At 36.0% G+C, this 13,087-nt stretch carries 8 protein-coding genes and 2 riboswitches; of the genes, 7 read left to right on the top strand and 1 reads right to left on the bottom strand.

Annotated elements, in window-relative coordinates:
- Positions 1-3: 3 nt before the first annotated feature.
- Positions 4-972, top strand: coding sequence for a sugar phosphate isomerase/epimerase family protein (locus CDZ89_RS18500; protein WP_096155841.1), 969 nt, complete (start codon positions 4-6; stop codon positions 970-972).
- A 366-nt stretch (positions 973-1,338) separates the two neighbouring features.
- On the opposite strand, the gene CDZ89_RS18495 is transcribed toward CDZ89_RS18500, so the two are convergent.
- Complete coding sequence (locus CDZ89_RS18495; protein ID WP_096155840.1) at positions 1,339-2,514, bottom strand: DUF4317 domain-containing protein; 1,176 nt, start codon at positions 2,512-2,514, stop codon at positions 1,339-1,341.
- Positions 2,515-2,802: 288 nt separating this feature from the next.
- On the opposite strand from CDZ89_RS18495, the gene CDZ89_RS18490 reads away from it, so the two are divergent.
- The 6 genes from CDZ89_RS18490 to guaA all read left to right on the top strand — a co-directional run bounded on the left by CDZ89_RS18490 (position 2,803) and on the right by guaA (position 12,794).
- Complete coding sequence (locus tag CDZ89_RS18490; RefSeq protein WP_100334204.1) at positions 2,803-4,641, top strand: sensor histidine kinase; 1,839 nt, start codon at positions 2,803-2,805, stop codon at positions 4,639-4,641.
- A 455-nt stretch (positions 4,642-5,096) separates the two neighbouring features.
- The gene (locus tag CDZ89_RS18485; protein WP_096155838.1) at positions 5,097-5,612 is read left to right on the top strand and encodes a YusW family protein; all 516 of its coding nucleotides are present in this window, start codon (positions 5,097-5,099) and stop codon (positions 5,610-5,612) included.
- A 978-nt stretch (positions 5,613-6,590) separates the two neighbouring features.
- Entirely contained in the window at positions 6,591-7,547 is a 957-nt protein-coding gene (locus tag CDZ89_RS18475; protein WP_096155837.1) for an AAA family ATPase, read from the top strand.
- Positions 7,544-8,752: a DUF58 domain-containing protein gene (locus CDZ89_RS18470; protein ID WP_227521558.1), complete on the top strand. Its 1,209-nt coding sequence runs from the start codon at positions 7,544-7,546 to the stop codon at positions 8,750-8,752. The genes CDZ89_RS18475 and CDZ89_RS18470 overlap by 4 nt, the downstream gene beginning before the upstream one ends.
- A 2-nt stretch (positions 8,753-8,754) precedes the next feature.
- Entirely contained in the window at positions 8,755-10,977 is a 2,223-nt protein-coding gene (locus tag CDZ89_RS18465; protein WP_100334203.1) for a DUF4129 domain-containing transglutaminase family protein, read from the top strand.
- A gap of 41 nt (positions 10,978-11,018) precedes the next feature.
- Positions 11,019-11,120, top strand: a riboswitch (purine riboswitch).
- A gap of 135 nt (positions 11,121-11,255) precedes the next feature.
- Positions 11,256-12,794 carry a glutamine-hydrolyzing GMP synthase gene (gene guaA / locus CDZ89_RS18460; protein ID WP_096155834.1) on the top strand — a complete coding sequence of 513 codons (1,539 nt, stop codon included), beginning with the start codon at positions 11,256-11,258 and terminating at the stop codon, positions 12,792-12,794.
- A gap of 99 nt (positions 12,795-12,893) precedes the next feature.
- Positions 12,894-12,995, top strand: a riboswitch (purine riboswitch).
- The last annotated feature ends 92 nt before the right edge of the window (positions 12,996-13,087 follow it).

Here is a 13,087-nt window from a genome sequence, read left to right as displayed (position 1 = left end):
TATATGAAATTAGGTGTCTTTACCGTATTATTTTCTCAAAAAAACTTAGATGAAATGCTTGATTATGTAAAACAAGCAGGCGTCAAAGCGGTTGAAATTGGAACAGGTGGCTATCCAGGAAATGCACACTGTGATATCGATGCGTTACTTGAAAGCGAAGAATTACGCAAAGAGTATTTAGAAAAAGTGACTTCTCGAGGAATAGAAATTAGTGCGTTTAGTTGTCATGGCAATCCTATTTCACCAGAAAAAGCTTTCGCTGAAGAGTCAAACGAAGCATTAAAGAAATCAATTAAACTAGCGAGCTTAATGGGAGTTCCCGTTGTAAACTGCTTCTCCGGTACTGCTGGTGACCACGAAGGAGCAAAATACCCGAACTGGCCAGTAACACCGTGGCCTACAGAATATGGCGCAATTTTAAAATGGCAATGGGAAGAAAAGTTGATCCCTTATTGGAAAGAGATGGGCCAATACGCAAAAAGTCATAACGTAAAAATTGGCTTAGAGCTTCACGGTGGATTTTTAGTTCATACACCATACACGTTACTGAAACTTCGTGAAGAAACGTGTGATGCAATCGGTGCTAATTTAGACCCTAGTCATTTATGGTGGCAAGGAATTGATCCAGTAGCGGCTATTAAAATTTTAGGAAAAGCTAATGCCATCCACCATTTCCATGCAAAAGATACATACATTGACCAAGAAAATGTCAATATGTATGGTCTAGTGGACATGCAGCCATACGGCGAAGTCCAAACGAGAGCATGGACATTCCGTTCCGTCGGTTGTGGCCACAGCATTCAAGAATGGTCCGACATGATCAGTGCATTACGCACATATGGGTATGACTACGTCGTTAGTATTGAACATGAAGATCCATTAATGTCTGTTGAGGAAGGCTTTGCAAGAGCAGTGAAGAACTTAAATTCGATTATTATAGAAGAGAAACCAACCGATATGTGGTGGGCGTAATTCCCTTCTCTCAGATGAAGTGATAGCATAAAAGTAAAAGACCATCCTGCCTATACGGTGACTGGATGGTCTTTTTATAATAGACTTCCCTGTCTAAACGTTGACTGGAAGTAGTTGGTAAGACGCCTACCTCATATTCACATTCGTATTATGCTTTGGCCAAAATGAACTTGAGAGAGCATATCAAGTTCATTATTGAATAATTCTTTGATCAAAATGAACTTGAGAGACCGTATCAAGTTCATTATGGGATAATTCCTCGATCGAAATGAACTTGAAAGCCCATATCAAGTTCATTATGGAATTAGCTTTTGGCCAAAATGAACTTGAGCAGGTTACCGAGTTCGATAGTTTCATCAACGCTACTTACTTTTCCTCACCAAAAGCCTCCGGAATCATTTTAAATCCTTCAATTACAGTATCTTCTTCTACTTCTATCATTAAATAACTTTTGCCACTAAACTGAATTTGTTTTACATACCTTAAGTCTTGTGGACTGATGGAGATATTAGCTATTTTTGTGTTGATCTTAATAGATTTAGAATTGTATTTTGGTAAAACACTACTTGCTTTAATTTCATACTTTTCGTCATCAATAACTCGTTGGAAAGCTAATTCCACTTTGTCCGTACTTGCTTCTTCTACACCACTCATTCTTAATACACGACCGACGTCTTCGTAGTCCAATTTCGGTTGTTCTTCTTCTTCATTCTCTTGGATCATACGGTGAATTTCATCATACACATTCGAGAGTGTAGAAGTACTTAATTGATCACCTGTCACGTTTTTAATAATTTCTTCAAAAACGATCTTATCATCTTTTGCTGTCATCGTCTCTTCGCCATTTAGGACGTCCTCTATGAACGTATGATCAGGTTCGTGCACCTTTCCTGCGGAGTAAAGAACGTGATTAACGTCTGCTGCGTTATCCGTAAAACTTGGGAAAAGAAATCCTGCAATTGGTGCATTAAGGTTAATAACGGGGTCTAAAACAAAATTGTATTTAAACTCTTTTCCTACATAATCAAAAAGCAGTTCTTTCTTCGGTTCTTGTGTGTTGTTAATACTACACAATATAAAAGGATGAGAATAAACGGTACCTCTATCATTTTCTTCTGTATCATCTCCTCCGCGCTTCATCTTCTTTCTGTATTCGCCACGTATAAATGTAACAACGATATCCATCTCATATTGGCGACTGGCAAGCATTTTACTTATTACTTGAAGCATCTGCTCTCTCCAACCGTCAACATCTGGGCTTAATAACCCTTGATGCAAAATAAGCTGGCTATTATTGTCCGCATCGCGACGAAACTTTAGTTCAAATAGTTTCTCGTCTAGTTGACCACCAAGCATTTTTTTAAAGTTATTTAAAAACAATTCTTGTTGGTCTTTATCTAGCATTTCGAAAGGTTGGCTTTGGTGGTGGTATATGTCATTTGATTCCTTCAGTATATACACATTAAAAATGTCGCTTATTTTTAAAGCTTCGTTTTCAGGTTTAAATTGTTTTCGAAAATGTGCGATGTCTTTTTTATTCATAATTTAAAAACACTCCTAGATTAAAAGATACTTTATACTAAACGAAAGCATCCTTTATTTTATCATAGCTAAGAAGTAATTGATTAGGAATGAAGATAGAAGTATGACAGAAAAATACTTTACTGTGTACAAAATATATTCAACTGGATTTTATAAAAATAATCTCATATGGACTATTCCTACAATAAAACATTTAAGGAAATTAGTTTTTTTGATAAAATTAATAAAAGTAAAAAATTAAGCAAATTTAGAATATTTCGCTAGTTTTGCTGTATAGGAGTTGTGAATATGAACTTACTGTCTATGGCTCTTAATAAGTTGGAGAAAGCAATCGTTATCGTATCGGATCAAAATGAAGTTGCTTTCATAAACGAGGCGTGTGAAAAACTCTTTGAAATTGATAAAAAAGATTCCGTTGGGAAAGATATGGAGAGTCTTTTTGCTAATCAATCAGAAGGCGGAACGATAGATTTAAACAAAGAAACTAGTGAACATATTGTCATTAATGGGAAAACGTATCAATACACAATCACCCTATTGGAAGAAGACCAACAAAAGGGTGGAAAATTAATAACGTTTACTAAAGTTTCTTTCCATAATGTAATGAAGGATATTAATTTTAACACCATCTTCAATTGTGCAGACGATGGAATGATTTTACTTGAACTGAATGACTTAGAACCTAAAGTGATAGATGTGAATGAGAAAATGTTAGAAATTCTTGGATATTGTAAAGAAGAATTTCTAACTTTGAGAATGAATGATATCTTGCACCAAGACTATCATCAAGTTGCAATGGATACGCAGAAGAAATACTTAGAAACAAAAGATCCCATATCGGAATCTATCGATACTGTTTATTTGAATAAATATAATGAAAATGTGTATGTAGATGTCACGTTAACAAAATATGAGCAAGAGAATAAAACGTTTGTGATTGTGAATGCCAGGGATAAGACAGTACAAAAGCATTATAAAGATATTTTATTAGAATCTATTAACTTTAATCAAAAACTGTTAGATTCTTTACAAATGTGTGTTTCTGTAATAGAGAATGGGCGTATGGTCATGTCTAATAGTAGAGGGTATGAATATTTTTATTTAGACCCTATTACACAAAATATTCAAGGCTTAACGGTAGAAGAATGGTTTGAACTTTTAACTCCTAATATGGCTGAGCCAGACGTTGTTTTTCCTTATGCAATAGAGATAATAAAAGTAGGAGCACCTGTTAGAGATTGGGAAATAAAGTTGAAGGATGGTCGTTACTTAAAAGTAGATTTCATACCGATACGACAAAGTGGTAATCATACGCTACACGTGTTTGTTGGTTCAGATATAACGGATATGAAACAAATGTTAGATTCATTAGCGAGAGCAAAAAGAGAAGCAGAAAATACCAATCAAGCTAAAAGTTTGTTTTTATCCCAAGTAAGTCATGATTTACGAACACCGTTAAATAGTATATTTGGTTTTGCTCAACTATTACAAATGCAAAAGGAAGGTTCGTTGAAACAAAATAGTTGGATCAATAAAATATATGATTCGGCCAAATTGTTGAATGGATTGCTACAAGACGTACTAGACTTTTCTGTCCTTGAGTCTGGTAATGTGAAATATAATAATGAACCACTTTCTATCATAAAATCTATGAAGCTGGCGTGTGGAGCAGTAGAGGGAATAGCGCGAAATAAGAATATAGTTTTAACAAATAATTATCCGTTAAGAGATACGTTCGTTTACGGTGATGAAAATAGGTTAAATCAGATATTACTTAACCTTCTTTCTAACGCGATTAAATACAACAAGGAGTTTGGGAAAGTGTCACTAAATGTAGCGATTTCAAGAAATAGTGTTATATTTCATATTGAAGATTCTGGTATAGGGATCGAGGAACATAACCTGCCTTTTGTATTCCAACCATTTTATCGTGTAAATGGACAAACAACCGAAGAAGGCACAGGTCTTGGATTAGCTATAGTAGCATCTTTGGTGCAACAATTGGGTGGCACATATGGAATAGAGAGTAATATTGGAGTCGGTACAAAAGTGTCGGTAACGATACCTATTTTCCAGTGTGAAGAAAGTAAAACTGAGTCCCAATGCGAAAGCGTTAGGAGTAATTGAGTTAATAACTGTATATAAAGAATATAGTAAGCTAATCGAGGACAATAAAAAGCAGGACCGAAAAACGATTAGGTTTTTGTCCTGCATTTTTATAAATTATTCTGATAAGTGTTCAAAAATGTTCATGATCAATGCTTCAAATTTACCTCGTTGCTGTTTTGATACACCTTTTATTTGATCACGATTAGCTAACAAATATGCTTCGAATTCATTGCTTCCTATCGGTAGTCTTGATGAAGTTTACAAATAACTGACAAATGTAGACAAAAGTATTATGGTTCAAATTTACTATTTTTTCAAGTTTCATTTGTAAGAAAAACTCGAAATATGTTGATGGAATATAGAATAATGACGTGTCAGACAAAATTCCTATCGTTATAAAAAAAGATTATTTATGTTTACGTATATTCGTATTCGGTTACTTACCTTGTATACAAAACAAGGAGGACAAGTAAATGAAAAAAACATCTTACATTTTAACAGGGGTATTTGCAGCATCGTTATTTTTAGTTGGTTGTAACACAGACACGGAAGTAGATAATCCAGCACCAGAGGATGTAGTAGTAGAAGATGAGAATGATGGTTTTGACATGGATGGTGACGATGGAGAGGTTTTTGAAGAAGAAGAGCCAGCAACAACAGCATTTGGTTTTACTCATTTTGATATGAAGGCAAGCTATGAAGGTATGGGAGAAAATTATGAAGTATATTATGAGCACAAAACAGACGAAGTTCATGCAGAAATCGATGATGCAAGAACTGGTATGAACCTAGAAGGTGACGAAGCTTATACAGAGCTAGAAGGAATCTTCCAATCGTTAGATATTAATAGCATGATGACAGAAGAAGAAATACTTAGAGCTGTAATTGATGGATTCAACTTAGATGAAAGCTATGAAAAACTAGAAGTAAAAATTACGTTTGAAGATGGAACAGAAGTTGACGTAGAACACGACCAAGATAACGAATAATAATTAAAGGCTGGGACAAAACCAGCGAACTAAATTGAGGAGGCCTGTAAGAACATTTTTTGTTCTTGCGGGCCTCTACTTATTAATGGAACAAAGAAATTATTTGATACGAAAGATAATCCTTGATGAACTCTCTAGAAAAGAACTTCATTAACCTGATGAAGTACAACTCCACCCAATATTTAATGGCCGATGAACTTCATAAACCTGATGAAGTACAACTACACCTAATATTTAACGCCCAATGAACTTCATAAGCACGATGAAGTACAACTACACCCAATATTTAACGCCCAATGAACTTCATAAGCCTGATGAAGTAAAACTCCACCCAATATTTAATGCCCAATGAACTTCATAAGCCCGATGAAGTACAACTGCAACCAATATTTAATGGCCGATGAACTTCATCGGCCTCTTTAAATGATTGGCTGTGTTAATGTTCGCTGTTGATTTCCGTGCAAGGCTTCGCTTTCCGCGGGCGGGCCGGGAGCCTCCTCGACGCAAGCGTCTGTGGGGTCTCCCATTCCCCGCTTCTCCCGCAGGAGTCTCAGCCTTGCACGGAAATCAACAGGTATTAGTATATAATTATCAATACTAAACTTTAACAAAGCTAAATGATTAAACATGCGCAGAAATCATTAGCTAGATAACCTTGATAAAATATTATTCCTTACAACGTATACACCTGCAGGAGAAGCGATGACATGCTCGGAAATCAACAGAGGTGTAATGTTTAATGAAACCTTTTTATCTATTATGCGTTCTTATAACTGTTTAATAGTAGATCTATTTTTACCTAAAATTGGCCATACCTCACATTATCCTTTAGAAGCTTTAATTTGTTATTATGTATATATAAGGAAAATTTAGAAAATAAGAAAGGGAAACAAGCGTTAGGTCTCGAATAGTAAGTAAGTTAGGATATTTTGTCAAAAATTAAAAGATAAAGATAGAACATAGGGGGACGAGAGGAATATGGAGAACATGCAACCACAAGTGCAAAGAATTATAGATAATATTGGAAAAGTAATGATAGGTAAGCAACATGTAGCAGAGTTAAGTGTTGTATCATTATTAGCAGGCGGACACGTTTTATTAGAAGACGTTCCAGGAGTAGGAAAAACAATGATGGTTCGAGCTCTAGCAAAATCAGTTGGAGCAGAATTTAAAAGAATTCAATTTACCCCAGACTTACTTCCTTCAGATGTTACCGGAAGCTCCGTTTACAATCCAAAAGAATTACGTTTTGAATTCCGTCCAGGACCAATTATGGGCAATATTATTTTAGCAGATGAAATTAATCGTACTTCTCCAAAAACACAAGCTGCGTTACTTGAAGGTATGGAAGAGGCAAGTGTTACGGTTGATGGCAACACTTTGCAACTCGATAGACCTTTCTTTGTTATGGCTACTCAAAATCCGATTGAATATGAAGGGACATATCCACTACCAGAAGCGCAATTAGACCGTTTCTTGTTTAAAATGAATATGGGATACCCAACACCACAAGAAGAGGTGGATATTTTAAATTCAACAGAAAAGCGCCAACCAATCCATGAATTAGAGTCGGTTGTGACTTTAGAAGAGCTACGAGAAATGCAGTTACAAGTAAAAGAAGTGCATGTAGACCAAACGGTAAAAGAATATATTGTAGATATGATGAATCGTACACGTACCCATCAAGCGGTTTATTTAGGAGCGAGTCCTCGTGGATCTGTTGCACTTATGAAAGCGGCGCAAAGCTATGCTTTTGTTAAAGGCAGAGATTATGTACTTCCAGATGATGTTCAATACTTAGCAAAATATGCTTTAACACATCGTATTATTTTAAAATCGGAAGCGAAGTTTGAAGGAATTACGGCAGAACAAGTTATAGATAAAGTAATAAATCGCACACCTGTTCCAGTACAAAGGTCGATGAGTAGATCATGATGAAATTCAAGAAACTAAAAAAGATCTCGAAGTTATCTACTTTTTTATTTCTTGTCGCCATTCTCTTTGTATTCGCAATGTTTCAAGGTGGTTTTGTTAGTTGGTTTTTATTTTTCAGCTTCCTGCCATTTGCTATCTACTCTTTTATGATATTGTTATACCCGTTAAGAGATATAAAAGTATCCAGAACATTAGACAAAGAGAAATATAGAGCAAGAGATAGATTAATTGGGACGATTACAATAAATCGCATTTTACCGTTTCCGGTCAGTTACTTATTAGTGGAAGAAATAATGCCCTCTGACTTAGTTTTTTGTCAACAATCTACACAAGCTAAAAAAATATTTTTCCCATGGTTCAAACGTTCTTTTACTTTCCAATATGCTCTAGAACGCATACCGCGTGGAGAGCATACGTTCACAACTGTTCGTGTAAAATGTGGTGATTTTTTTGGTCTTGTAGAAAAAGAAAGAATCATCCGTGTGAAAAATTCATTTCTAGTATATCCTCATTATGAAGAAATGGTTTATAAGCAAAACGAAAATAAATTTGACCAAGGTTCAACTTCCTCCAAGATGAAGTTAATTCGTGATACATCAATGACAGTTGGTGTTCGTGAATATCAACCTGGAGACAGATTTTCTTGGATTGATTGGAAAGCTACAGCACGAAGAAATGATATTATGACCAAAGAGTTCGAACAGCAACAAAGTCATGATGTGTTAATTATATTAGACCGCTCACAACAATCTTCCTTTGAAAGTGCGGTTAGTGTAACGGCGGCTTTGACGAAAGCTGTATTAAAGTATGGTTCACAAGTAGGTCTTGTATCCATTGGGAAAGATCGCTCCAATTTTAGTATGAGGAGCGGTGAAGAACATTTTGCAGAAATGTATTATCATTTAGCACGTGTGCAACCAAACAACCTGTCTAGCTTCGGCAATACAGTTGAAATGGAAATCGGAAAAGTCTCTCCGCATGTTACGTTTATATTTGTGACTGGGAAGTTAGAAAAGGATACCGTTCAAACGATCGAAAAATTAACTTATCGCAACATGAATTTGCAACTTTACCTCACGAAGGATGATGGTAAGAAAATTTCTAAAGAAGAACTAACGCTTATGGAGTCATTAAAAAGAAGGAACGTAGATGTGAGGACAATATCAAAAGGACATTACACGTCTATGTTTAGTGAGGTGAGTTAACTATGTCCAACTCGACTCATTCAGAAAGAACCATGTATTCATTATTAATGCACTTGTTCGGTTTCTTACTTTTGTTAGAATGGGTTAGGCCTCTAAATCAGATAACAGATACGGCAAATTTATATGTTTTCGTAGTGTTTGTTGGTGTGGCCTTTACAATTTCCTATCTACAATTAGTTCCAATCATAAAAGTCACGATACAAGCTGGTTTTTTACTTTACTTTTTGCATAGTCTATATTTCATGGAATCTTTTTTGAGCAAAGCATGGCTAGAAGCTTTTTGGAGTCACATGAAATATAACTTTAATATTATGCTGGTGAACGATTGGTCTGCGATGAGCAATCTGTTTAGAACGCTGCTATTGTTTATTTTGTTATGGCTAATTAGTTATTTACTAATCTATTGGATTTTACATCGTAAAAAAATGTTTCTGTTTGTCGTGATGACGATATCATATGTAGCAATACTAGATACTTTCACCATATATGATGGTAGTATGGCTATTGTTCGACTAATGTTTGTAGGTATGTTGATTGTTGGTTTTGTTTATATGGAGCGATTAAGAGAAAAAGAGGGTTTGTTCAAAGATAAGAAAATTTGGATTGCTTGGGGAACTCCTCTTGTCGTATTCGTTTTAGTATCCACTGCATTCGGTTACCTTTCTCCTAAAGCGGAGCCGGTATGGCCAGATCCAGTTCCATTTTTAACAAGTGTCGGTGAAGGGATAGGTAATGGCACTGGCGATGTGAAGAAAATTGGCTATGGAGAAGATGATAGTCGTCTTGGTGGGCCATTTATTGGCGATCCTACTGTCGTTTTTAAAGCAGAGGTAGAGCGTAGACATTATTGGAGAGTAGAATCAAAGGACATATACACCGGAAAAGGTTGGGATAATACGGACGATGCTATCAATCGTGTAGATGACGGTGATATATCTGCTTTTCCTTGGTTTGCGGACGAAGTATCAACAGATAATTTGACTGCAAAGTTGTCTATGGAGTTAAAATACCCTCATATTAACTATCCGATTGGTGTTACAAACGTGGAAGCACTCGATGAAGACGTAGAAGTTCGGTATGAATTTAATGAAGCTACACAAAAAATTGTAACGAGAAACAGTTCCAACAATAATGAGGTACTGTTAGATTCTTATATGGTGGAATATGAATATCCTACATTTTATATTGAACGTTTAAAAGCAGTGCAAAGTGGAACGGGTTCAGAAAGTGATGAGGATTTTTATAATAGATATACGCAATTGCCATCTTCTTTACCTAATCGTGTGAAAAATTTAGCAGAAGAAATTACAGGATCTTTTCAATCGAGATACGATCAAGTAGTAGCAGTGGAAAGATATTTTGCCCGTAATGACTTTGAATATGAAACAACGAACGTTGCTGTTCCAAGAGGTAATGAAGATTACGTGGATCAATTTTTATTTGAAACGCAAATGGGTTACTGTGATAACTTTTCAACCTCAATGGTTGTACTACTCAGATCCGTTGGAATACCAGCTCGATGGGTAAAAGGGTATTCTGAAGGAGAATTTGTTACACTAAATGCTGATGGAACAAGAGTATATGAAGTAGCCAACAATAATGCACACTCATGGGTAGAAGTGTATTTCCCTGAAGTAGGGTGGGTAACGTTTGAACCGACTAGCGGTTTTAACAACCCATACCGCTTTACGTATGAATCCATTTCAGGTGAAGGAGAAAACGGTAATGGAGAAGACCAAATTCCAGAACGAGCGGAAGAAAATGTAGATGGTCGTGATAGAAGTGAAAGTGAGTTACCAGAAGAAAAAGCTGATAGAAACAATACGACTGGAATTGACTTTGCGCTAGATATTACTGTTTCTTGGAAGGCTGTCGGTTTGATTGTTGGAGCGTTCGCTTTAACTTTCTTGTTGTTATGGACGACAAGGAAAAAATGGTCCCCGCATCTATACATTCTTCTATATAAGAATAGAAAAGATGATAAAGTGTTCTCGCTTGCCTATGCCAAATTATTAAAGCACATGCAAGCCAATGGATTTACGAGAGAACAAGGGCAAACTTTGCGCGAATACGCCAAACAAGTAGACCATTATTTTAAGTCTTCGGAAATGCAGACGTTGACTGATCGTTTTGAGCGTGTCATTTATAGAGGTAATTCTTCAAAAGAAGAATGGGAAAAATCCATTGAATTGTGGGAAAATTTAATTAAAAAGAGATCATCTTGACCGTAGTGTGACAGACTGATAGAATAAGAAACATTAAATGAACAACTTATATATATTGGCTTCATATATCCTCGATAATATGGTTCGAGAGTCTCTACCGGGTCGCCGTAAATGACCTGACTATGAAGGCAGTTTTTTTCTAGTAGACTAGGATTCTGCCTTCTTCATACTTATTTGGAGAATAGAATTTTAGTCTTTTTTGTTTATTCAAGACATGAAATTTCTACTATAGGAAAAAATAGTCTACAACACAATTCTGTATATGGGGTGTGAGAAGGATGGAAAATATTCAAGAAATGATCGTCGTTTTAGATTTTGGTAGTCAATATAATCAGTTAATTACTCGTCGTATTCGTGAGTTTGGTGTATATAGTGAGTTACACCCTCATACGATTACAGCAGAAGAAATAAAAGAAATGAACCCAAAAGGTATCATTTTTTCTGGCGGACCAAACAGTGTATACGGAGAAGATGCATTTAGCTGTGATGAGCGAATCTTTGACTTAGGTGTTCCGGTACTTGGAATATGCTATGGTATGCAATTAATGACAAAACACTTTGGTGGAAGAGTAGAGAAAGCGGCACACCGTGAGTATGGAAAAGCTACTGTTACCGTAACAAATCAATCAACAATTTATAACGAACTACCTGAGCAACAAGTGGTTTGGATGAGCCATGGTGACCTTGTAGTGGAAGCGCCAGAAGGTTTTGTAACGGACATTACTAGTAGTTCTTGTCCGATTGCTGGAATTAGTAATGAAGAACGTAACCTTTATGGAGTGCAATTCCACCCAGAAGTACGCCATTCTGTATACGGAAATGATTTGTTAAAGAACTTTGTTTTCGGAGTTTGTGCATGTACGGAAAGTTGGTCAATGGAAAACTTCATTGAGTTAGAAATGGACAAAATTCGCGACTTAGTTGGAGATAAAAAGGTTCTTTGTGCCCTAAGTGGAGGGGTAGATTCATCTGTGGTAGCAGTATTAATTCATAAGGCAATTGGTGACCAGTTAACATGTATTTTTGTTGACCACGGCCTATTGCGAAAAGGTGAAGCGGAACAAGTAATGAAAACATTCACAGAAGGCTTTAACATGAATGTGATCAAAGTAGATGCAAAAGAACGTTTCATGGCAAAATTAAAAGGTGTTTCTGACCCTGAGCAAAAACGTAAAATTATCGGCAACGAATTTATCTATGTATTTGATGATGAGTCTTCTAAGTTAGAAGGTATTGATTACTTAGCACAAGGTACACTTTACACGGATATTATTGAAAGTGGTACAGCTACGGCTCAAACGATTAAATCGCATCATAATGTAGGTGGACTTCCAGAAGATATGCAGTTCCAATTAATCGAACCATTAAACACGCTATTTAAAGATGAAGTTCGTGCGTTAGGAACTGAGCTTGGTATGCCAGACGAAGTGGTTTGGCGTCAACCTTTCCCAGGACCAGGATTAGGTATTCGTGTTTTAGGAGAAGTGACAGAAGAAAAGTTAGAGATCGTCCGTGAGTCAGATGCAATTTTACGTGATGAAATTAGAAAAGCTGGATTAGAGCGTGATGTTTGGCAATACTTCACAGTACTACCTGACATTCGTTCTGTAGGAGTAATGGGAGATCAGCGTACGTATGACTACACAATTGGTATTCGCGCGGTAACGTCTATTGATGGAATGACATCTGACTGGGCTAGAATTCCATGGGATGTACTAGAAGCTATTTCGACAAGAATTGTAAATGAAGTAAATCATATCAACCGAGTTGTTTACGATATTACAAGTAAACCACCAGCAACTATCGAGTGGGAATAAGTAATTTCTAGTTTAAATACGAATGAAAACGAACATTCTTTAAAGAATGTTCGTTTTTTAGTTGACTTTTCTTTTGGTGTGAAATAAAATGAGAGAGTAATAATTTAATAGTTCATATGTCGTATAATGTCGGGAATATGGCCCGAAAGTTTCTACCAGGCTACCTTAAATAGCTTGACTACGAGATATTGTAAAATATAGATGCCCTTTTTATTGTTTTGAATTGGGTTGAATCTCTGTTTTCTATGTCCTCGTATGTTAAGCGCTCTGGTTAGAAAGAGCGCTTTTTTTAA

Origin of the sequence: Bacillus alkalisoli (assembly GCF_002797415.1) — a bacterium.
GTDB lineage: Bacteria > Bacillota > Bacilli > Bacillales > Bacillaceae_I > Bacillus_CD > Bacillus_CD alkalisoli.
Note: the sequence above shows the minus strand (reverse complement) of the source record. Positions and strands in the feature narration are given on the sequence as shown.

Coding starts and splice junctions, on each gene's coding strand:
- CDZ89_RS18470 (WP_227521558.1), top strand. CDS start 7,544: ATGATGAAATTCAAGAAACTAAAAAAGATCTCGAAGTTATCTACTTTT.
- CDZ89_RS18475 (WP_096155837.1), top strand. CDS start 6,591: ATGGAGAACATGCAACCACAAGTGCAAAGAATTATAGATAATATTGGA.
- CDZ89_RS18465 (WP_100334203.1), top strand. CDS start 8,755: ATGTCCAACTCGACTCATTCAGAAAGAACCATGTATTCATTATTAATG.
- CDZ89_RS18500 (WP_096155841.1), top strand. CDS start 4: ATGAAATTAGGTGTCTTTACCGTATTATTTTCTCAAAAAAACTTAGAT.
- guaA (WP_096155834.1), top strand. CDS start 11,256: ATGGAAAATATTCAAGAAATGATCGTCGTTTTAGATTTTGGTAGTCAA.
- CDZ89_RS18490 (WP_100334204.1), top strand. CDS start 2,803: ATGAACTTACTGTCTATGGCTCTTAATAAGTTGGAGAAAGCAATCGTT.
- CDZ89_RS18495 (WP_096155840.1), bottom strand. CDS start 2,514: ATGAATAAAAAAGACATCGCACATTTTCGAAAACAATTTAAACCTGAA.
- CDZ89_RS18485 (WP_096155838.1), top strand. CDS start 5,097: ATGAAAAAAACATCTTACATTTTAACAGGGGTATTTGCAGCATCGTTA.